General features: G+C 61.5%; 18 protein-coding genes. 14 read left to right on the top strand and 4 right to left on the bottom strand.

Annotation, left to right across the window (positions count from 1 at the left end; genetic code table 11):
* Positions 1 to 14 precede the first annotated feature (14 nt).
* The 3 genes from V7773_RS10315 to V7773_RS10305 are packed head-to-tail and all read left to right on the top strand — an operon-like array spanning position 15 to position 2385.
* Positions 15 to 767, top strand: coding sequence for a 5-oxoprolinase subunit PxpA (locus tag V7773_RS10315; RefSeq protein ID WP_336073290.1), 753 nt, complete (start codon positions 15 to 17; stop codon positions 765 to 767).
* Positions 764 to 1468: a 5-oxoprolinase subunit PxpB gene (pxpB, locus tag V7773_RS10310; protein WP_336073289.1), complete on the top strand. Its 705-nt coding sequence runs from the start codon at positions 764 to 766 to the stop codon at positions 1466 to 1468. The genes V7773_RS10315 and pxpB overlap by 4 nt, the downstream gene beginning before the upstream one ends.
* The gene (locus V7773_RS10305; protein WP_336073288.1) at positions 1465 to 2385 is read left to right on the top strand and encodes a biotin-dependent carboxyltransferase family protein; all 921 of its coding nucleotides are present in this window, start codon (positions 1465 to 1467) and stop codon (positions 2383 to 2385) included. Before pxpB ends, V7773_RS10305 begins: the two co-directional genes overlap by 4 nt.
* 105 nt (positions 2386 to 2490) lie before the next feature.
* Here V7773_RS10305 and V7773_RS10300 read toward each other — a convergent pair whose 3' ends face one another.
* Both V7773_RS10300 and V7773_RS10295 read right to left on the bottom strand, forming a co-directional pair.
* Complete coding sequence (locus tag V7773_RS10300; protein ID WP_003198888.1) at positions 2491 to 3669, bottom strand: vWA domain-containing protein; 1179 nt, start codon at positions 3667 to 3669, stop codon at positions 2491 to 2493.
* Positions 3670 to 3703: 34 nt separating this feature from the next.
* Positions 3704 to 4549, bottom strand: coding sequence for an AAA family ATPase (locus tag V7773_RS10295; protein ID WP_003184225.1), 846 nt, complete (start codon positions 4547 to 4549; stop codon positions 3704 to 3706).
* Positions 4550 to 4748: 199 nt separating this feature from the next.
* Between V7773_RS10295 and V7773_RS10290 the strand changes: the two genes are divergently transcribed.
* Together V7773_RS10290 and V7773_RS10285 are read left to right on the top strand one after the other, a co-directional pair.
* Entirely contained in the window at positions 4749 to 4979 is a 231-nt protein-coding gene (locus V7773_RS10290; protein WP_336073287.1) for a DUF4160 domain-containing protein, read from the top strand.
* On the top strand, positions 4967 to 5467 hold the full coding sequence (locus V7773_RS10285) for a DUF2442 domain-containing protein (RefSeq protein ID WP_336073286.1): 501 nt from the start codon (positions 4967 to 4969) through the stop codon (positions 5465 to 5467). Before V7773_RS10290 ends, V7773_RS10285 begins: the two co-directional genes overlap by 13 nt.
* Here V7773_RS10285 and V7773_RS10280 read toward each other — a convergent pair.
* Positions 5464 to 6540, bottom strand: a complete 1077-nt coding sequence (locus tag V7773_RS10280) for a DUF748 domain-containing protein (RefSeq protein WP_092150798.1) — start codon at positions 6538 to 6540, stop codon at positions 5464 to 5466. The genes V7773_RS10285 and V7773_RS10280 overlap by 4 nt on opposite strands.
* 147 nt (positions 6541 to 6687) lie before the next feature.
* Between V7773_RS10280 and cysK the strand changes: the two genes are divergently transcribed.
* From cysK to V7773_RS10265, 3 genes are all read left to right on the top strand, one after another.
* Positions 6688 to 7662: a cysteine synthase A gene (gene cysK / locus V7773_RS10275; RefSeq protein ID WP_092150801.1), complete on the top strand. Its 975-nt coding sequence runs from the start codon at positions 6688 to 6690 to the stop codon at positions 7660 to 7662.
* Positions 7663 to 8093: 431 nt separating this feature from the next.
* The gene (locus V7773_RS10270; protein ID WP_336073285.1) at positions 8094 to 9032 is read left to right on the top strand and encodes an aspartyl/asparaginyl beta-hydroxylase domain-containing protein; all 939 of its coding nucleotides are present in this window, start codon (positions 8094 to 8096) and stop codon (positions 9030 to 9032) included.
* Positions 9033 to 9370: 338 nt separating this feature from the next.
* Complete coding sequence (locus V7773_RS10265; RefSeq protein ID WP_092150807.1) at positions 9371 to 10234, top strand: DMT family transporter; 864 nt, start codon at positions 9371 to 9373, stop codon at positions 10232 to 10234.
* Positions 10235 to 10353: 119 nt separating this feature from the next.
* On the opposite strand, the gene V7773_RS10260 is transcribed toward V7773_RS10265, so the two are convergent.
* The gene (locus V7773_RS10260) at positions 10354 to 11262 is read right to left on the bottom strand and encodes a DMT family transporter (protein WP_336073284.1); all 909 of its coding nucleotides are present in this window, start codon (positions 11260 to 11262) and stop codon (positions 10354 to 10356) included.
* A gap of 130 nt (positions 11263 to 11392) precedes the next feature.
* Between V7773_RS10260 and aceK the strand changes: the two genes are divergently transcribed.
* The 6 genes from aceK to V7773_RS10230 all read left to right on the top strand — a co-directional run bounded on the left by aceK (position 11393) and on the right by V7773_RS10230 (position 21548).
* On the top strand, positions 11393 to 13114 hold the full coding sequence (gene aceK, locus V7773_RS10255; RefSeq protein ID WP_336073282.1) for a bifunctional isocitrate dehydrogenase kinase/phosphatase: 1722 nt from the start codon (positions 11393 to 11395) through the stop codon (positions 13112 to 13114).
* Positions 13115 to 13699: 585 nt separating this feature from the next.
* Positions 13700 to 17611 carry an ATP-dependent RNA helicase HrpA gene (hrpA, locus tag V7773_RS10250; RefSeq protein ID WP_336073281.1) on the top strand — a complete coding sequence of 1304 codons (3912 nt, stop codon included), beginning with the start codon at positions 13700 to 13702 and terminating at the stop codon, positions 17609 to 17611.
* 248 nt (positions 17612 to 17859) lie between these two features.
* A complete protein-coding gene (locus V7773_RS10245; protein ID WP_063322480.1) occupies positions 17860 to 18981 on the top strand; it encodes a beta-ketoacyl-ACP synthase III in 1122 nt (373 codons plus the stop codon).
* A 192-nt stretch (positions 18982 to 19173) separates the two neighbouring features.
* Positions 19174 to 19785: an RNA polymerase sigma factor gene (locus V7773_RS10240; protein WP_072341392.1), complete on the top strand. Its 612-nt coding sequence runs from the start codon at positions 19174 to 19176 to the stop codon at positions 19783 to 19785.
* The gene (locus V7773_RS10235) at positions 19779 to 20015 is read left to right on the top strand and encodes an anti-sigma factor family protein (protein ID WP_063322478.1); all 237 of its coding nucleotides are present in this window, start codon (positions 19779 to 19781) and stop codon (positions 20013 to 20015) included. Before V7773_RS10240 ends, V7773_RS10235 begins: the two co-directional genes overlap by 7 nt.
* 222 nt (positions 20016 to 20237) lie before the next feature.
* Entirely contained in the window at positions 20238 to 21548 is a 1311-nt protein-coding gene (locus V7773_RS10230; RefSeq protein WP_063322477.1) for an OprO/OprP family phosphate-selective porin, read from the top strand.
* The last annotated feature ends 213 nt before the right edge of the window (positions 21549 to 21761 follow it).

Below are 21761 nucleotides of genomic sequence, written 5' to 3'. Positions count from 1 at the left end.
CAGGAGCGTTCACCGTGAACCGCCTGCTATTGAATTGCGACATCGGCGAAAGCTTCGGCAACTGGACCATGGGTCTGGACGCCGAGGTGATGCCCTTCATCGATTGCGCCAACATCGCCTGCGGCTTTCATGCCGGCGACCCGAGCATCATGCGCAAGACCGTCAGCCTGGCCCTGAGCCATGGCGTGCGAATCGGCGCGCACCCGGCCTATCAGGATCTGGCGGGCTTCGGCCGCCGTTCCATGGCCTACGGCGCCCAGGAATTGCAGGACCTGCTGCATTACCAGATCGGCGCCCTCGACGGCATCTGCCGGGCGCAAGGCGGACGGGTCAGCTACGTCAAGCCCCACGGCGCGATGTACAACGACATGATGGCCAACCCGGCGCAACTGCGCGCGGTGATCCAGGCTGTTGCGGCCTATGATCGGCAACTGCCGCTGATGCTCATGGCGACCCGGGACAACAGCGCCGCCCAGGCCCTGGGCGATGAGTACGGCCTGACCCTGTGGTTTGAAGCCTTTGCCGACCGCGCCTACGACAGTGCCGGTCGCCTGGTTTCGCGGCAAGCACCGGGTGCCGTGCACCACGATCCCGAGGTGATTGTCGGGCAGGCCCTGGCTATCGCCCGTGGCGATGCGTTGACCGCCAGTGACGGCAGCGCCTTGCACCTTGTTGCCAACACCTTGTGCGTACACGGCGACAACGCCAGCTCCGTGGCGGCCGTGCAACGCATCCGCGAAGCTCTGGACCGGCAGAGTGCACCATGAGACCACGCTTGGAAGTGGTGGCGGTGGACTGCTTGATGGTGCGCCTGTTCGATGAGATCGCCGAGGCCAACATGCCCTGGATGCTCGCCGCCAGCGAGCGCCTGCGAGTGGTGTTTGCCGAGCATCTGATTGACCTGGTGCCGTCCTATACCACGTTGATGGTGCACTACGATTTGCTCGCCCTGAACCCGGTGCAGGCTCGTGAATTGATCGATGAGGCGTTGAATAACCTTTCACCGGATGCCCGGTCCGCCGGCCAATGCCACGTGCTGCCGGTGTGGTACGACCTCAGTGTCGGGCCGGAGCTGGAGCTGCTGGCGAGCCGCAGCGGGCTGACGGTCGCCCAGGTGATCCGTCGCCACAGTGAACGCGAGTACCAAGTGTTTGCCTTGGGCTTCGCCCCCGGTTTCGCCTTCATGGGGCTGGTGGATGAAGAATTGGCTTCACCGCGCCTCGACACGCCGCGCAAGCGCGTGGCGGCCGGCAGTGTCGGCATTGCCGAGCGCCAGACCGCGGCGTATCCGGTGGTGTCGCCCGGTGGCTGGAACCTGATCGGTCGCACCCCGGCCAAACTGTTTGATCGCGAGCGCGACGGCTACAGCCTGATGCAACCGGGGGACACGGTGCGTTTCGCCCCCGTGGACCATGCCGAATTCATCGCGCTGGGTGGCGACGACACACCGCTGGAGACCCAGGCATGAGCCGCTTGTTGATCGAGGCCAGCACCCCGCTGTGCCTGTTGCAGGACGTCGGCCGTTTCGGCGTGAGGCACCTGGGTGTGACCCAGGGCGGGGCGGCGGACTGGCTGTCGATGGCCTGGGCCAATTGGATGCTCGGCAATGGCCTGGACGCAGCGGTGGTGGAGATTACCCTCGGCGGCTTTACCGTAGTGGCCGAAGAGGATTGCGTGCTGGCGCTGGCCGGGGCGGACCTGGGCGCGCGAATAGACGGCCAGGGCGTGGCATCGTGGCGCTTCTTCAGTCTGCGCAAGGGCCAGGTGCTGGCGCTCACCCAGCCCGTGCTCGGTGCCCGGGCCTATCTGGCGGCCCCTGGCGGATTCAATGCGCCTGCGGTACTGGGCAGCCGGGCGACGGTAGTGCGCGAGGAACTGGGTGGCCTGGATGGGCGAGGGCGAGCGCTGAGTCGTGGCGAGCGCCTGAGCTATTCAGGCGCGGCGACGCCTCGGCCCATGCCGCACACGCGGATTCCGGACTTCCAGCAAGCGCAGCCGCTGGACCTGATCCTGGGGGCGCAGAATGGCGCGTTTAGCGGACAGAGTCTGTTCGACGCGTTCAACACCCCGTGGACGCTGGACAGTCGCGCCGACCGCATGGGCATCCGCTTGCTGGGCACGGCGTTGGCGTATCAGGGGCCGGCGATGATTTCCGAGGGCATTCCGCTCGGTGCGGTGCAGGTGCCGCCGGATGGCCAACCGATCGTGCTGCTCAACGACCGGCAAACCATCGGTGGCTATCCACGCCTGGGGGCCTTGACTCCGTTGGCCCTGGCCCGGTTGGCGCAATGCCTGCCGGGGACGCAGGTGCGGTTGCGGCCGGTGGTGCAGGAGGTTGCGCATCGGCAGCAGGTGGAGTGTCTGCAGGTGTTTTTGAAAGGCTAGAAGCATCGCGAGCAAGCTCGCTCCCACAGGGATCTTATGTACGACGAATATCCAGTGTGGGAGCGAGCTTGCTCGCGATGAGGCCTGTACAGGCAACCAAAAATCTTACTTGGACAGGAACCGCATCCCTTCCTCCAACCCCCGCAAAGTCAGCGGATACATCCGGTCTTCCACCAACTCGCGCACGATGTTGGTCGAGGCGGTATAGCCCCAGGTGTCCTTGGGATACGGATTGATCCAGATGAGCTTCTTGTACTTCTCCATGAAACGCTGCATCCACACATAGCCAGCCTCTTCGTTCCAGTGTTCGACGCTGCCGCCGGCCTGGGTGATTTCATAGGGGGCCATGGCGGCGTCGCCGATGAAGATCACTTTGTAGTCGGCACCGTACTTGTGCAGCAAATCCTGGGTCGAGGTGCGTTCCGAGGTACGGCGCAGGTTGTTTTTCCACACCGACTCGTACACGAAGTTGTGGAAGTAGAAATACTCCAGGTGCTTGAACTCGGTCTTGCAGGCCGAGAACAGTTCTTCGCAGATCTTCACGTGGGCATCCATCGAGCCGCCGATGTCGAACAACAGCAACAACTTCACGGTGTTGCGTCGCTCCGGGCGCATCTGGATGTTCAAGAGGCCGGCGTCCCGGGCGGTGTGGTCGATGGTGCCGTCGATGTCCAGCTCTTCGGCCGCACCCTGGCGAGCGAACTTGCGCAGGCGGCGCAGGGCGATCTTGATGTTGCGGGTGCCCAATTCCACCTGGTCGTCGAGGTTCTTGTACTCGCGCTGGTCCCAGACCTTCACAGCCTTGCCCTGGCGCTTGCCGGCGTCGCCGACCCGGATGCCTTCGGGGTTGAAGCCGCCGGAGCCGAACGGGCTGGTGCCGCCGGTGCCGATCCATTTGTTGCCGCCGGCATGGCGTTCCTTCTGTTCTTCCAGGCGTTTCTTGAACTCTTCGATCAGCTTGTCCAGGCCACCCAGGGACTGGATCTGCGCCCGCTCTTCGTCGGTCAGTGAACGCTCGAATTCCTTGCGCAGCCAGTCCTCGGGAATCAGCGCCTGGAGGTGATCGTCGAGTTTTTCCAGGCCGTTGAAGTAGGCAGCGAACGCCCGGTCGAACTTGTCGAAATGCCGTTCGTCTTTCACCAGGATTGCCCGGGACAAGTAATAGAACTCGTCCATGTCGGCGAAGATCACCCGCTGTTTCAACGCGTTGATCAGGTCCAGCAATTCGCGCACCGACACGGGCACTTTGGCGGCGCGCATCTCATTGAACAGGTTAAGCAGCATGGCAATCGCCCTCGCTCTTGTTAGACGAAGAGGATCAGCGGGTGCCGCGACGGCTCATGAACGCCAGGCGCTCGAGCAGTTGCACGTCCTGCTCGTTCTTGACCAGGGCGCCGGCCAGCGGCGGGATGGCCTTGGTCGGATCACGTTCGCGCAGTACCGCTTCGCCGATGTTGTCGGCCATCAGCAGCTTGAGCCAGTCCACCAGTTCGGAAGTGGAAGGCTTTTTCTTCAGGCCCGGCACCTTGCGCACGTCGAAGAACACGTCCAGCGCTTCACTGACCAGGTCCTTCTTGATGTCCGGGTAATGCACGTCGACGATTTTCTGCAGGGTGACGCGGTCGGGGAAGGCGATGTAATGGAAGAAACAGCGGCGCAGGAACGCGTCCGGCAGTTCCTTTTCGTTGTTGGAGGTAATGATGATGATCGGCCGTTGCTTGGCCTTGATGGTTTCGTCGGTCTCGTAGACGTAGAACTCCATCTTGTCGAGTTCCTGCAACAGGTCGTTGGGGAACTCGATGTCGGCCTTGTCGATTTCGTCGATCAGCAGGATCACCCGCTCCTCGGACTCGAACGCTTCCCAGAGCTTGCCCTTCTTCAGGTAGTTGCGTACGTCATGGACCTTGTCCACGCCCAATTGCGAGTCCCGCAGGCGGCTGACCGCATCGTACTCGTACAGGCCCTGGTGAGCCTTGGTGGTGGACTTGATGTGCCAGGTGATCAAGCGCGCGCCGAAGGACTCGGCCAGTTGCTCGGCGAGCATGGTCTTGCCGGTGCCCGGTTCGCCCTTGACCAGCAGCGGCCGCTCCAGGGTGATGGCGGCGTTCACGGCCAGTTTCAGGTCATCGGTGGCCACGTAGGCGCTGGTGCCTTCGAACTTCATCTGCAATTCCTCGAACGGTGTCGCCGGCCTGGCGAGGCGGGGCGCGCGAAAATAAATAGCGTGCCCGACTATACCGCGAGGCCCCGCCGACTGTGAACGCAGACGCTGTATTCAGTCTCTGAATGGAGCGTCACATGTTGACTCAGTCTCGGCGGCTTGCCAGTATTGCATATCGCCAATTTGGCGATATGTTTGGTGTATGTCTACTAAATATCGATTTAAAAATACTTACCGCATTCAACTGCGTGAACGAGACCATCCACCGCCCCATGTACACCTGACGGGTGGTGGGGTGGATGTGATGTTGAGCCTGGAAACCGTGGAAGTGATGATGGGCCGTGCGCCGCCGTTGATCATCAAGCAAGCGCTGGACTGGGTCAGGGTCCACCAGGCGCAACTGTTGGAGGATTGGAAACGATGTTACCCATGAAACGGCCGCGGCTATTGGCCGTGCAGGCTTTATTACCGTTCAGTCTTGAACTGACGTTCATCGACGGGCAGCAATTGACGCTGGACTTGAGTGCCGACGTGCAACGTTACCCAGGCTTGCAGCCTTTGCTGAAAGAGGCAGCGTTTGGAGGCGCGAGCGTGGGGGATGATGGTTGGAGCGTGGAATGGCCCGAACTGGATATCCAGATCGGTGCCGATACCTTGTATCTGGATGCGCTGGCGCAGAATGCCGTGGATGAAAATACCCGTATCTTCATCGATTGGCGTGCCCGTACCGGCCTATCGCTGAACCAGGCGGCTGAAGCACTGGGGGTCAGCGCTCGCAGCATCAGCCGCTATAGCAGTGGGCGCGAGGCTGTACCGCGTTCGCTGGCCCTCGCGTGCTTGGGATGGGACTCGCTGCAGCGTGGCGCGGGCATCGCGGCGGCGGAACCGATCGGCCGCTACACCGTCACGCGCAAACCCTAATCGGTCGAAGGCGGTGGCTGTTCATAACGGGCGTTGAAGGCCTGGACGAAACCGTTGCGCAGGATCTGCAGGAAGGCCTCGAAGGCGCTGATGTCCTGCTGGTGGACATTGCCGCTGAGTTCCACCCGGGTGGCGAACTGGTTCTTGCGCTGGTTCTTGAGGGCCGTTTCGCCTGTGCCGACCAGCGCTTCCCAGACCGAGCGGAAGATGTTCTTGTTCTGGTTTTCCACGTCCTGCTGCCAGTCGAACACATCGACATCGCGCAGCAATGGCTTGATGTAGCCGCTGAGCTTGGCGTTGTCGGCTTCGGCCTCGATCACCAGGTCGCCGTGACCGGCATTGAAATCGAATTTGCCATAAGCAGCGGCGAAATCGTTCAGGCGCTTGAGCTCGATGTTCCTGGCTCGCAGGCGGAAGTCGAAATCCTCGAAGTTGCTCAACGGGTCGAAGGTGGCCTGCATTTCCAATGGCGCGTGTTCGGCCACCAGGGCCTTGCCCTCGAAACGGGCGTCGCGCTTGCCTTCGGTGTCGACCACGTTGGTCAGGTTGTAGAAGCTGGCGTTGACGTCGGTGGCCCGCAGGTTGACCGGTGGCTTGGAGTTGAAATTGCGGAAGGTGACCTTGCCATCCCGGATGCGCACTTCGTTGAAGGTGATAGGCAGCAGTTTGCCCAATTGCTCGCGCCAGTTGGTGCCCCGGCCGGTCTGGGAGTTCTGTCGGTTGGCGCCGCCGTCGACGAAGTTCACTTCCGGGCGGGTGAATTCCACCTCGGCGACCACCGCATGGTCGTACCACAGCGAGTGCCAGCTCACCGACAAGTCCACCAGCGGTGCGGTGACGAACGGCACCGGAACCTTGCCGTCGACCTTGACGATTTCCAGGCCGTTGATCCGGTAGGCACCGCGCCACAGGGCCAGGTCCACGTCGGTGATCTGGCCGCGATAATCGCCCATGTTGGCCAGTTTGTCGTTCAGGTAGTCGCGTACCAGGTAAGGCAGGGCGAAATGCAGGGCCACCAGCACCGCGACGAGGGCGGCGAACACCCACAATGGCCAGCGATATCGACGCTTCATGTCAGTCAGTCTCCAGCGTTTGTTGGGGGAGCGCCTTCTAATGCCATTGACTGTCGCAACAATGGGAACGTTCGGTGCAACTGGACGCCCATGGGCAAGAGGCATACCTTTAAAGGCTTACATTCCCGCTGCATCAAGGACCCAGCCATGAGCCGTATATTCGCTGACAACGCCCATTCCATCGGTAATACGCCGCTGGTGCAGATCAACCGCATTGCCCCGCGCGGTGTGACCATCCTGGCCAAGATCGAGGGGCGGAACCCAGGGTATTCGGTCAAGTGTCGGATCGGCGCAAACATGATCTGGGACGCTGAAAGCTCGGGCAAACTCAAGCCGGGCATGACCATCGTCGAACCGACTTCGGGCAACACCGGGATCGGCCTGGCGTTCGTCGCCGCCGCTCGTGGCTACAAGCTGATGCTGACCATGCCCGCCTCCATGAGCATCGAGCGCCGCAAGGTACTCAAGGCACTCGGCGCGGAACTGGTGCTCACCGAACCGGCGAAGGGCATGAAAGGGGCCATCGACAAAGCCGCCGAGATCATGGCCGGCGATCCAGCCAAATACTTCATGCCGCAGCAGTTCGATAACCCGGCGAACCCGGCGATTCACGAAAAAACCACCGGCCCGGAAATCTGGAACGATACCGACGGCGCGGTGGACGTGCTGGTGGCGGGTGTGGGCACCGGCGGGACCATCACCGGCGTTTCGCGGTACATCAAGAACACCTGCGGCAAACCGATTTTGTCGGTGGCGGTCGAGCCCGAGGTTTCGCCGGTGATTACCCAGGCGATGGCGGGCCAGGAGATCAAGCCCAGCCCCCACAAGATCCAGGGGATCGGCGCTGGGTTCGTGCCGAAGAACCTTGACCTGTCGATCGTTGACCTGGTCGAGCGGGTATCCGACGACGAGTCCAAGGCCATGGCTCTGCGCTTGATGCAGGAGGAGGGCATCCTCTGCGGGATCTCTTGTGGCGCGGCGATGGCCGTGGCCGTGCGCCTGGCGGAAAAACCGGAGATGCAGGGCAAGACCATCGTCGTGATCCTGCCGGATTCGGGCGAGCGGTACTTGTCGAGCATGTTGTTCAGTGATTTGTTTACCGAGCAGGAGATTCAGCAGTAACTGCCTGCACAGGATGTGATGGGCGCTTTGTGGCGAGGGAGCTTGCTCCCGCTGGGGTGCGCAGCGCCTCCAAAATAGGTGGCCCTCATCAAGTCGCAGGCGCTTTTGTGGCGAGGGAGCTTGCTCCCGCTCGACTACGAAGCAGGCGTCCGGACTCCAGCGTGGGTCGCCAGATCGTAGGGGCGCGCTTCGCACGCCAGCGGGAGCAAGCTCCCTCGCCACAAAAGCTCTCGCCATCGTAGGTTGAATGATTGTTCGATGCGTCAGCCAAGGTTCAGGCGGCGCATGTTAGAAAGTGTTTATTGCGTTTCACTCAACAGAGAATGTTGCGTCAGATGGTTTTTACCCGGGCCTGGAGTGGTTAACATGGCCTTCGGCTACGTCGGGCAGTAGGCGTTGCGTCAGTTGTTTTTGGACAAGGAGTTGTAAAAATGACCGTTTCGTTTGTCGCCAAGGCCTCGGTGTTGCTGCTGTTCCTGGGCAGTACGCTGTACGTGCACCTGCGTGGCAAGGCGCGTTTGCCGGTACTGCGCCAGTTCGTCAACCACTCGGCGCTGTTCGCCCCTTATAACACCTTGATGTACCTGTTCTCCGGCGTGCCCTCGAGACCTTACCTGGACCGCAGCAAGTTCCCCGAACTGGATGTGCTCAAGGACAATTGGCAAGTCATCCGCGACGAGGCCATGCACCTGTTCGATGAGGGTTACATTCGCGCTGCCGAGAAGAACAACGACGCGGGTTTCGGCTCGTTCTTCAAAAAGGGCTGGAAGCGTTTTTACCTCAAGTGGTACGACAAACCGCTGCCGTCGGCTGAGCTGTTGTGCCCCAGGACGGTCGCGCTGGTCAGCCAGATTCCCAATGTCCGGGGCGCGATGTTTGCCCTGCTGCCGGGTGACAGCCATCTCAATCCCCACCGAGACCCCTTCGCCGGTTCGTTGCGTTATCACCTGGGCTTGTCCACCCCCAATTCCGACGACTGCCGGATCTTCGTCGACGGTCAGATCTACGCCTGGCGCGATGGCGAAGACGTCATGTTCGATGAAACCTATGTGCACTGGGTCAAGAACGAAACCCCGCAGACCCGCGTGATTCTGTTCTGCGATGTCGAGCGGCCCCTGAAAAGCCGGTTGATGACCCGCCTCAACCGCAGCATCAGTGCATTTCTCGGCCGCGCCACCGCGCCGCAGAACCTGCAGGAAGAACACGTCGGCGGCATCAACCGCGCCTATGCCTGGAGCAAGTCGTTCAGTGACGGCATCAGCGGCCGGGTCAAGCAGTTCAAGCGCAAGCATCCCAAGGCCTACCGGGTGATGCGGCCCGTGTTGGCGGTGGCGGTGCTGACGGCGCTTGGCTACTGGTTGTTCGTTTAAATATTGCGTAGTCCATCGAGCGCTGGTTATAGTCGGCGCTCTTCGGGTTTTCGAACCCACCCTTCAAGAGATCGGCTCATGCCTGCATCCCCTGTCATCGCGGTCGTGGTTCCAGCGTTCAACGCTGGCGTCGTGCCGTGTGGGAGTCAGCAGCCTGCGCAGATCGGTCAATACCCTCCACCTGTCAGTAGCCCACCGGTGTACGCCGTCGTATCACCGCCGGGTGTTGGCGTTCAGGGCTGATCGGCAACGGTTGCCGTCCCCTGTGCCCGCCTGAAAAAACTACTGGACTTCAGCCTCGGCTGAGTTGGCTTTTTGCCTGACTACAGGTGGTATTCATGTTTTCCCTTTCTAAAAACGCCTTGTTGGCGGCGGCTTCCACGAGCCTGTTCGTTTTGCTGTGGAGCAGTGGGGCGATCTTTTCCAAGCTGGGCCTGGCCCATGCGTCCCCCTTCGCCTTTTTGCTTATCCGTTTTGCCATCGCCCTGTCGGCGCTGGTGCTGTTGATTCCGTTGCTCAAGTTCAAGCTGCCCAAGACTGGCAAGCCGATGCTGTACGCGGCGACCACCGGGTTGGTGCTGCTGGGCGCCTATCAGATTTTTTATCTGCTGGCGCTGCAAATGAACGTCACCCCCGGGGTGATGGCGACGCTCATGGGCGTGCAGCCGATCCTGACCGTGGTGCTCATGGAGCGGCAGCGTTCCTGGTCGCGGCTGTTCGGCCTGGCGCTGGGGTTGGTCGGGTTGGTCATGGTGGTGTACCAAGGCATCGGCCTGGCCGGCATGTCCCTGGCCGGGATGCTCTGCGGGTTGCTGGCGCTGGTGAGCATGACGGCCGGTTCCATCATGCAGAAGCGCATCACCGACAACCCGCTGGGCACGCTGCCGGTGCAGTACCTGGCCGGGCTGGTGCTGTGCGCGGTGTTCGTGCCCTTCCAGCCGTTCCACTTCGAGTACAACACGGGTTTCATCGTGCCGGTGTTGTGGATGGCGCTGGTGGTGTCGGTGCTGGCGACGTTGCTGCTGTACCGACTGATCGCCCGGGGCAACCTGGTGAATGTCACCAGCCTGTTCTATCTGGTGCCGGCGGTGACGGCGATCATGGACTACCTGGTGTTTGGCAACCGGCTGGCGTTGTTGAGCTTGTTGGGGATGGTGTTGATCATCGTGGGGTTGGTGTTTGTGTTTCGTAAAAGCCGTTAGCCCTTAGATATTTAGTGACTGCACCATTGCTTTCGCGGGCAAGCCCGCTCCCACAGGTTATGTACAGGCCTTGTGGGAGCGGGCTTGCTCGCGAAGGCATTTTTAACCGCGCCGATGAACTACCGGGCGGACGCTTGAACCGGTTTCGCCGCCCCAGGTTTCAACACCAACCACAACGCCGCTGCAATCAACACCCCGCCATACAAATGCGCCATCCCCAACGGCTCATCCAGCAGCAACGCCCCCCACAGCACGCCGAACGGCGGAATCAGGAAGGTCACGGTCATGGATTTGACCGGGCCGATGGAACTGAGCAGGCGGAAATAAAGGATGTACGCCAGCGCGGTACACACCAGGCCCAGCCCCAACAGTGACAACCAGACGCTCCAGCCACCCCAGCTGGCCGGTGGTTGGCTGATGACGCTGTAGCCAAACAGCGGCAGCAAGAACACCGTGGCGCCGAACATGCTGCCCAGGGCCGAGAGACGGCTGTCCAAGCCACCTTGCTGATCGAGCCAGCGACGGGTGAGGAAACCGGCAAAGCCATAGCAGGTCGTGGCCAGCAGGCAGGCGAGGGCGCCCATCAGCAATTGCAGGTCGAACGCCACCGGGCCGGCGCGGGTCAGGATGCCGACGCCGAACAACCCCAGGCAGACACCGCTGACCTTGGCCGGAGTGAGTTTTTCGCTGAAGAACAAGCCGCCGATCAGCACCCCCATCAACGGCGTGGTGGCGTTGAAGATTGCCGAATAACCGGCCGGCAGCGCCTGGGCGGCCAACGAATAGAAGGTGGCCGGAATGCCCGAGTTGATCAGGCCCAGCCCCATCACGACTTTGAGCTTGCCGCGAAAATTCCAGTCGATGCGCATCAGGGCCAGGATCACTAGCAGCCCGACGAAGGCGATGGACACGCGAAAAAAGGCAGTGGGAATTGTGCCAATGACGGGGGCGATAATGCGCATGAACAGGAAACTGGCGCCCCAGATAGCGGCCAGTGACAGTAAGCGCAGGATATCGACGAGGTTCACGAGTCATTCCTTCCTTGATTGGGCGGCAAGTGTCGCCGTCCTGAATAGCGATGGCAATGGTTGCGTTGGCGCGTGATTGGCCTCTAAGCTCAGTCGCCAATAACAAGCATGACCCGCCGAGGTTTACCCTATGCCGCAGCCATGGCCCGCCATCGAAATCGCCCGTTCGATCCTCGACGGCTTCGACGATTATCGTGAGCATTTCCGGCAGATCACCGACGGCGCCCGCGCTCGGTTCGAACAGGCGCTGTGGCTGGAGGCGCAAGCGGCTTCGGCGGCGCGCATCAACTTGTATGAAGAAAAAGTCTTCGAAACCGTTGCCAAGCTGCACAAGGCCTTCGATGACGAAACCCTGATGGACGTGAGCTGCTGGCCGCTGGTCAAGAGCGCCTACATCAGCCTGATCGACCTGCGCTTCGACGATGAGCTGTCGGAAACCTGGTACAACTCGATCTTTTGCGGGCTGTTCAGCCACGACCTGATCAGCGATGGCACCATGTTCATCCACACCACCCGGCCCAGCCTGCGCCGCGCCCGTGCCGCCCAGACCCGCACCTACAAACCCCAGGGGCAGTTGGACCGGATGCTGGCGAGCGTGTTCGCCGATTACCGTTTCAGCGAGGACTACGGCGACTTGCCAGGCGACCTGCAGCGCCTCGAAGCGCAGTTGCGCGAGAACCTGCCGGACTGGGTCTGCAAGGACCCGGAGCTGACGGTGGAGTTGTTTTCTTCAGTGCTCTATCGCAACAAGGGCGCTTACCTGGTGGGCCGGATCTTCACCCGCGATGACCAATGGCCGCTGGTGATCCCGCTGCTGCACCGCGAGGGCCGGGGTATCCAGATCGATGCGTTGATTACCGACGAGGCGCAGGTGTCGATCATCTTCTCGTTCACCCGCTCGTACTTCATGGTGGACGTGCCGGTGCCGGCGGAATTCATCGGCTTTCTCAAGCGCATCCTGCCGGGCAAGCACATCGCCGAGTTGTACACCTCCATCGGTTTCTACAAGCACGGCAAGTCCGAGTTCTACCGAGCGTTGATCAATCATCTGGCGAACACCGACGACCAGTTCATCATGGCCCCGGGTGTGCGTGGCATGGTCATGAGCGTGTTCACCCTGCCGGGCTTCAACACCGTATTCAAGATTATCAAGGACCGCTTCTCGCCGTCGAAAAACGTTGACCGGGCCACGGTGATCGAGAAGTACCGCTTGGTGAAGAGCGTCGACCGGGTCGGGCGCATGGCCGATACCCAAGAGTTCGCCGATTTCCGTTTTCCCCTGGGCAAGTTCGAGCCGGCGTGCCTGGAGGAACTGTTGGAAGTGGCGCCGTCCACGGTGTCGGTGGAAGGCGACACGGTGCTGATTCGTCACTGCTGGACCGAGCGCCGCATGACACCGCTGAACCTGTATTTGGAAAACGCCAACCAGGACCAGGTGCGCGAGGCACTGGAAGACTATGGCCTGGCCATCAAGCAACTGGCGGCGGCCAATATCTTTCCCGGCGACATGCTGCTCAAGAACTTCGGCGTGACCCGCCACGGCCGCGTGGTGTTCTACGACTACGATGAAATCTGCTTCCTGACCGAAGCCAACTTCCGCCACATCCCCCAGCCCCGTACACCGGAAGACGAAATGGCCTCCGAGCCCTGGTATTCCATCGGGCCGCTGGACGTGTTTCCCGAGGAGTTCCCACCCTTCCTGTTCGCTGACGCCGGGCAGCGCAAGCTGTTCGACCAGTTGCACGGCGAGTTGTACAACGCCGACTATTGGAAAGGCCTGCAAGAGGCAATCCGGGCGGGGAAGGTGATCGACGTGTTCCCGTATCGCCGCAAGGACCTGGACAGCGAATAACCCAGCAGGTAAACGAAGCCTCCTGTGGCGAGGGAGCTTGCTCCCGCTGGGGCGCGAAGCGGCCCTAGAACCCGGCAACGCGGTGGAACAGGTCGATTGAGTGAGCTTGAGAGGGGGCTGCTGCGCTGCCCAGCGGGAGCAAGCTCCCTCGCCACAAAAGCATCCCGGTCGACCAACCGATTTGCTCTTGAGACTGACACTGATTCGAGGCACTCCCTTAACCCGCGCCGTGCCCAATTCCCGTGGCGAGGGAGCTTGCTCCCGCTGGGTCGCGCAGCGGCCCTGGAGCCCGGCGACGCGGTGGGTCAGGTTGATTGAATGAGCTTGATAGGGGCTGCTGCGCAGCCCAGCGGGAGCAAGCTCCCTCGCCACAAAAGCAGCCTTGACGAAAATCCCCTGTGGGAGCGAGCTTGCTCGCGATAGCGGTATCTCAGTCAACATCTAATGCAGGCTGAACCACCGCCATCGCGAGCAAGCTCGCTCCCACAAAGGGTGTGGCGGTGGGCTGCTTTGCGCGTTCGGCGCAATGGCCGCAAATCTGCGACAATCGCCCCCCTGCACAAACCGACGACCCTTGCGTACCTGATGACTGACCAAGCCCCCGCTATCGACAAGCTGCTGAAAAACCTCGACCACGCCATGCTCGCCGACCGTCACCGGTTGCGGCGCCAGTTGCTCGAGCTGCGCAAGAAACCCGACGAGGCCAAGCTGGCCCAGTGGGTGGCGCGCATGCAGGCGTCGTGCGACCAGGTGTTGGCGCGCAAGGCAAGCCTGCCGGTGATCCGCTACGACGACAATCTGCCGATCGCCGCCAAGCGCGACGAAATCAAGGACGCGCTGCTCAAGCACCAGGTGCTGATCATTGCCGGCGAGACCGGTTCGGGGAAAACCACGCAGTTGCCCAAGATCTGCCTGGAAATCGGTCGCGGCCAGCACGGCTTGATCGGCCACACCCAACCGCGCCGGATCGCCGCCCGCAGCGTCGCAAGCCGTGTCGCCGAAGAACTGGCCACGCCGTTGGGCGCGCTGGTGGGTTATCAGGTGCGCTTCGAGGACCAGAGCGACGCCAACACCCTGATCAAGCTGATGACCGACGGCATCCTGCTGGCCGAGACCCAGAACGACCGCTACCTCGAGCGCTACGACACGATCATCGTCGACGAAGCCCACGAACGCAGCCTGAACATCGACTTCCTGCTGGGCTACCTCAAGACCCTGCTGCCACGCCGTCCGGACCTGAAAGTCATCATCACCTCGGCGACCATCGACCTGGAGCGCTTCTCCAAGCATTTCGATGATGCGCCGATCGTGGAAGTCTCGGGCCGCACCTTCCCGGTGGAAACCTGGTATCGCCCGCTGACCCTGGAGCAGGACGAGGAAGGCAACCGGGTCGAGGATGACTTGACTGTCGACCAGGCGATCCTCGCCACCCTTGATGAAATCGCCGCCTACGAGCGCAGCGAGCGCCGCAGCCCTGGGGACGTGCTGGTGTTCCTGCCGGGCGAGCGGGAGATTCGCGACGCCGCGGAGATGCTGCGCAAGGCCCAGCTCAAGCACACCGAGATCCTGCCGCTGTATGCGCGACTGTCGCCGGCCGAACAGCAGCGGATCTTCCAGTCCCACCCGGGCCGTCGCGTGGTGCTGGCGACCAACGTCGCCGAGACCTCGCTGACCGTGGCGGGCATCCGCTACGTGATCGACAGCGGCACCGCGCGCATCAGCCGCTACAGCTATCGGGCCAAGGTCCAGCGCCTGCCCATCGAAGCCATTTCCCAGGCCAGTGCCAACCAGCGCAAGGGACGCTGTGGGCGGGTCGAGCCGGGCATCTGCGTGAGGCTGTACAGCGAAGAAGATTTTCTTGGACGGCCGGAGTTCACTGACCCGGAAATCCTGCGCACCAACCTGGCGGCGGTGATCCTGCAGATGCTGCACCTGCGCCTCGGCGAGATCACTGATTTCCCGTTCATCGAGCCGCCGGATGGCAAGGCCATCAGTGACGGTTTCAACCTGCTGCAGGAATTGTCGGCGGTGGATCGCAACAGCCAATTGACCCCGCTCGGTCGCCAGTTGGCGCGCCTGCCGGTGGACCCGCGCATGGGCCGCATGCTGTTGGAAGCGGCGAAGCTGGGCAGTTTGCAGGAAGTGTTGATCGTCGCCAGTGCCATGTCGATCCAGGACCCGCGCGAGCGTCCGCCGGAGCGCCAACAGGCGGCGGACCAGGCCCACGCCCAGTGGAAGGACGCGGATTCGGACTTCGCCGGGCTGGTCAACCTGTGGCGCGGTTTCGAAGAGCAGCGCCAGGCCCTGACCGCCAGCCCGCTGCGCAATTGGTGCCGCAAGAACTTCCTCAACTACCTGCGCCTGCGCGAGTGGCGCGATTCCCATCGTCAGTTGAGCCTGATCTGCCGCGACATGCAGTTGAGCCTCAATAAAGAACCGGCCGATTACCCGAAACTGCACAAAGCGGTGCTTTCGGGCCTGTTGAGCCAGATCGGCCAGAAAACCGAAGAGGGCGACTACCTCGGCGCTCGCCAGCGGCGGTTCTGGGTCCACCCGTCTTCGGGCCTGGGCAAGAAGCGTCCGCAATGGCTGATGACCGCCGAGTTGGTGGAAACCACCAAGCTGTATGCGCGCATGGTGGCCAAGATCGAACCGGACTGGATCGAGCCGCTGGCCGGGCACCTGATCAAGAAAAACCACTTCGAACCCCATTGGGAGAAGAAGCGCGGACAGGTGGTGGCCTATGAGCAAATCACCCTGTTCGGGCTCATTGTCGTTGGTCGACGGCCAGTGCATTACGGGCCGGTGGACCCGGTGGTGTCACGGGAGCTGTTCATCCGCGAGGCGCTGGTGCGCGGCGAGATCCAGTCCAAGGCCAAGTGCCTGAGCGCCAATACCCGCTTGCTGGAACAGCTCGACGAACTGGAAGCCAAGGCCCGTCGCCGCGACATCCTGGCGGACGAGGAAACCCTGTTTGCCTTCTATGACGCGCGCTTGCCGGCCGAGATCCACCAGACCGCGACGTTCGACAGCTGGTACCGGATCAACAGCCAGAAAGACCCGCAACTGCTGATCATGCGCGAAGAAGACGTGTTGGCCCGCGAAGCCAGCGAAGTCACCGCCGCGCATTATCCCGACACCTTGCGCGTCGGCGACCTGACCTTGCCGCTGAGCTATCACTTCGAGCCCAACCACCCACGCGACGGCGTGACGTTGCGAGTGCCGGCGCCACTGCTGCCGATGCTACCGCCGGAGCGCCTGGAGTGGCTGGTGCCAGGGGTGATCGAAGCCAAGTGCATCGCCCTGGTGCGCAACCTGCCCAAGGCCTTGCGCAAGAACTTCGTGCCGGTGCCCGACTTCGTCAAGGCGGCGCTGCAACGCATCACCTTCGCCGAGGGTTCGTTGCCGCAAGCCCTGGGCCGTGAGCTGTTGCGCATGACCGGCGCCAGGGTCAGCGACGAAGCCTGGGCGGAAGCCGCGCAGCAGGTGGAAAGCCATCTGCGCATGAACCTGGAAATCGTCGACGGCCAGGGCAAGTTCCTTGGTGAGGGCCGGGACTTGGCCGAGCTGACGGCGCGCTTTGCCGAGGCCAGCCAGGCCGCCTTGGCCGTACCGCAAACGGCGAAAAGCCAGGCGCCGGTGGAGGCGAAAATCTTTGCGCCGGTGGCCGAGAAAACCCAGCAGAAGATCGCCGGGCTGTCGATGACGGTCTATCCGGCGCTGGTGGAAGAGGGCGGCGTGGTCAAGGAAGGCCGCTTCCCGACCCCGGCCGAAGCCGAGTTCCAGCATCGCCGCGCCTTGCAACGCTTGCTCATGCAGCAATTGGCCGAATCGGCCAAGTTCCTGCGTGGCAAGCTGCCCGGGCTGACGGAGCTGGGCCTGCTGTACCGCGAACTCGGGCGGATCGACAGCCTGGTGGAAGACATCCTGCTGGCCAGCCTCGACAGTTGTGTGCTCGAAGGCGAAGCGAGCCTGCCCCGCGACGGTGCCGCACTGGCCTCCCTGGCCGAGCGCAAGCGCGGCGGCTGGACCGAGCACGCCGAACGTCTGGCGAAACTGACCCTGGACATCCTCAAGCTCTGGCATGGCCTGCAAAAACGCTTCAAGGGCAAGATCGACCTGGCCCAGGCCGTGGCGCTGAACGATATCAAGCAGCAACTCAGCCACCTGGTGTACCCGGGGTTCGTGCGCGAAACCCCACATCAGTGGCTCAAGGAACTGCCGCGCTACCTCAAGGCCATCGAGCAACGCTTCGAGAAGCTCGGTAGCCAGGTGCAGAAAGACCGGGTCTGGAGCGGCGAACTGTCGAACCTCTGGACCCAATACCAGGCCCGCGCCAGCAAACACGCCCAGGAAGGCAAGCGCGATCCGCAACTGGAACTGTACCGCTGGTGGCTGGAGGAATACCGGGTGTCGCTGTTCGCCCAGCAACTGGGGACCAAGGTGCCGATTTCCGACAAGCGCCTGGGCAAGCAGTGGAGCCTGGTGGAGGGCTGATCGCAGAATCACGGGCAGGCCCGTAACCCACAGGTTTTATGTAGTAAGTGAGGGAGAATGGGCCAAACGCCAGCGTTTATGGCAAACTTCGCGGCTATAAATGCCGGTCCCGTGGTTTTGAGCTTCAATGCCCCGGGCGGATCGGAATAAAGCGATGCCAGGGCTGCTTCCCCGGATGGGAAAAGTCCCTTTGTGTATTGGTACGTCGGTGCCAATGCTTTCTGCCTGAACAGATCAGAGACACGACCATGCATAACGTCGTCATCAGCGGCACCGGCCTGTACACCCCGGCCAACAGCATCTCCAATGAAGAGCTGGTGCAATCTTTCAATACCTATGTCGCACAATTCAACGCCGACAACGCCGATGCCATCGCGCGCGGTGAAGTCGAGGCGTTGACCGAATCCAACGCCGCGTTCATCGAAAAGGCCTCCGGCATCAAGAGCCGCTTTGTCATGGACAAGGAGGGCATTCTTGATCCGCAACGCATGACCCCACGGTTGCCCGAGCGCTCCAACGACGAATGGTCGGTGCTGTGCGAGATGGCCATCGGCGCTGCGAAACAGGCCCTGGAGCGCGCCGGCCGCACGGTCGCCGACATCGACGGGGTCATCGTCGCCTGTTCCAACCTGCAGCGTGCCTACCCGGCCATCGCCATCGAAGTCCAGGAAGCCCTGGGCATCGAAGGTTTCGGTTTCGACATGAACGTGGCTTGTTCCTCAGCCACTTTCGGCATCCAGGCAGCAGCCAACAGCGTGCAACTGGGCCAGGCCCGGGCAATCCTGATGGTCAACCCGGAAGTGTGCACCGGCCACCTGAACTTCCGTGATCGCGACAGCCACTTCATCTTCGGCGACGCGGCTACCGCCGTGATCATCGAGCGGGCGGACCTGGCGACCTCGCCGTACCAGTTCGACGTGGTCAGCACCAAGCTGCTGACCAAGTTCTCCAACAACATTCGCAACAACTTCGGCTTCCTCAACCGCGCCGCCGAAGAAGGCATCGGTAGCCGTGACAAGCTGTTTGTCCAGGAAGGCCGCAAGGTGTTCCGCGACGTCTGCCCGATGGTGGCCGAGCTGATCGGTGCCCACCTGGAAGAAAACCAGCTGAACGTCGGCGAGGTGAAGCGCTTCTGGCTGCACCAGGCCAACCTGAGCATGAACCACCTGATCGTGCGCAAACTGCTGGGGCGCGAAGCCACCGAAGAGGAAGCGCCAGTGATCCTCGACCGCTACGCCAACACCAGTTCGGCGGGCTCGGTGATTGCATTCCACAAATACCAGGATGATTTGCCCAGCGGTTCGGTCGCTGTGCTCAGTTCGTTCGGCGCTGGGTATTCGATTGGCAGTGTGATTTTGCGTAAGCATTGATCTGGTCTGGCTCAGCTTTGATCTGTGCCTTTTCAGTTTCTATCTGGGCTGGTTCAGCTTTTGTGTGGCGAGGGAGCTTGCTCCCGCTGGGGCGCGAAGCGGCCCTAAGATTTTGCGGCTGCTGCGCAACCGAGCGGGAGCAAGCTCCCTCGCCACAAACATCATCAGTCCTTCCAGGCAATGGGGCGTTGAATGACGGTCACCGATGACACCCTTCTGCTCCAACGCCTCCTGGCCGGTGAGCAGCAGGCCTATAAGGAACTGGTCAGCGCCTACCAGAGCCCGATGCGCGCCGTGGCCTATGCCATCGTCGGCAGCCGCCATGTCGATGAAGTGGTGCAGGACGCGTGGCTGTCGGTGGTGCGCAATCTCAGTGGTTTCCAGGGACGTTCCAGCCTCAAGACCTGGCTGCTGACCATCACCGCCAACGCTGCCAAAGGGCGCTACAAACAGAACCGTCGGGAGGTGTTGCTCGACGATCTGCCGTCACCCCATGGCACCCTCGGCGATGATCGTTTCGCCGCCGACGGTCATTGGCTGTTGGCGCCGTTCGCCTGGCACCAGGACACGCCTGAGGCGCTGCTCACGATGGCGGAATTACGCGATTGCCTGGAGCACACGTTGCTCAGCCTGTCGGAACTGCAAGGCAGCGTGCTGAACCTGCGGGAACGCCAGGGGCTGGAGCTGGAAGAAATCTGTAATCTTCTGGATATTTCGCTCTCCAATGTGCGAGTGCTGTTGCATCGCGCCCGGCTGAAAGTCTTCGCGACCGTTGAACATTTCGAGGAAACCGGCGAATGCTGACCTGCAAGGAACAAGTGGCGCGCTCCAGCGATTATCTCGACGGCCAGTTAAGTTTTCGTGAACGCCTGATGGTGCGTCATCACCTGATGTTCTGCCCCAACTGCCGGCGTTTTATCCGCCAGATGCGGCTAATGCAGGCGACCCTCAAAAAGCTTCCTGAAGCCCCCATTCCCGACCTGGATCACCTCGCCGAAAAACTCGCGGCTGAACGTAAACGTCACCACCCCTAGTTCCGTATGCACCTGCGACTGCTCTAACTTGCCGCTTGCAGCTCACCCCTTGCAGCTGCTTCTCAGTTATTCCCTTTCGAAGTAAAAAGTTCCTCTGTCATAAAATCTTTATGTGATAGCAACTCGCCTGACACAACCCGTCGCCAAGATCCCCTCCCAACACCAGCGGGCCCAGTTCCGCGTGTTTTCTAACGCATAGACTACCAACAGGGGAATTCTTCGATGATCCGCAAGCACTTCGCAGGTGTTGCCGCCAGCGCACTGGCAATGGCAGTAACCGCCCAGGCTTTCGCCGGCACCGTCACCACCGACGGCGCCGATATCGTGGTCAAAACCAAGGGCGGCCTTGAGGTCGCTACCACTGACAAAGAGTTCAGCTTCAAGCTCGGTGGTCGTCTGCAGGCTGACTACAGCCAGTTCGATGGTATCTACACCGACAACGGCAACTCGGCCGATGCCGCTTACATCCGCCGCGCGTTCCTGGAACTGTCCGGCGTGCTGTACACGGATTGGGCCTACACCATCAACTACGACATGTCCCACAACAGTGGCGACTCCGATAACGGCTACTTCGACGAAGCGTCCCTGGCCTACAACGGCTTCAAGCCGGTTTCGATCAAGGTGGGTCGCTTCGACCCCGACTTCGGCCTGGAAAAAGCCACCAGCTCCAAGTGGGTCACTGCACCTGAGCGTAACGCCGCTTACGACCTGATCGACTGGACGAACAGCCATCAGAACGGCCTGGGCCTGCAAGCCTCCAGCACCTTCGCCGATTCGTTCTATGCCTCGGCCGGTGTATTCAGCAAAGACACCGACGACACCGACGGCGACAGCGTCAAGCAAGTCAACGGTCGCTTCGTATTCGCGCCAATGCACGATGCTGGCAACGTGCTGCACTTCGGTGTGAACGTGGCTTCGCGCGACGTCTCCGACACCGTCTTCGATGCGCGTTATCGCTCCCGCCTGGGCATGCGTGGCGTTGAAACCCTGGGTGGCAACGACGCCGGCCCTAACGGCAACCGTCCGGTACTGGGCGGCGCGAACAACTCGCCAGCCGGTTCGTACGACCGCGACACCGCCTTCGGCCTGGAAGCCGCTTTCGCCATGGGCCCGGCGTCGATCCAGGGCGAATACATCACTCGCAAGACCAAGGCTGATGCCGATGGTTTCGAAGACATCAAAGGCCATGGCTTCTACGTACAGGGCGCGTACACCCTCACCGGCGAGTCCCGTGGTTATAAAGTTGGCAAGTTTGACGCGATCAAACCTCAGAACAAATCCATCGGCGCCTGGGAAGTGTTCTATCGCTTCGACAGCCTGACCGTCGAAGACGACAACATCACCACTGCCTCGGCGACCCGCGACGTGGGCGATGCCGAAGCCAAGGTGCACAACCTGGGCGTGAACTGGTACGCCAACGAAGCGGTGAAAATCTCCGCCGCCTACATCAAGGCCAAAACCGACAAAGTGACCAATGCCAACGGCGACGACGATGGCGACGGTTTTGTGATGCGTGCTCAGTACGTGTTCTAAACCGCACTGGCTTGATATACCGCTCTGACTTCATCCGTTAAAGCGCTCCTTTGAACCCCGCCTCTGGCGGGGTTTTTTTTCGCTCCGCATTTGCCTGAAATGCTGTATGGGCAACCACCTGTCAACCCTGACAGTTTCATGGCATTTGAAAAGAGTGCTTACTTTGTCCAGTCGCAGAACGACGGGTAGCGTCTGGAATTGGGCAGTACTCGC

It is taken from the genome of Pseudomonas sp. 3JA (assembly GCF_036961705.1).
GTDB lineage: Bacteria > Pseudomonadota > Gammaproteobacteria > Pseudomonadales > Pseudomonadaceae > Aquipseudomonas > Aquipseudomonas fluorescens_Q.
The sequence above is the reverse complement of the archived record's forward strand: the minus strand, read 5'-3'. Positions and strand labels throughout refer to the sequence as shown.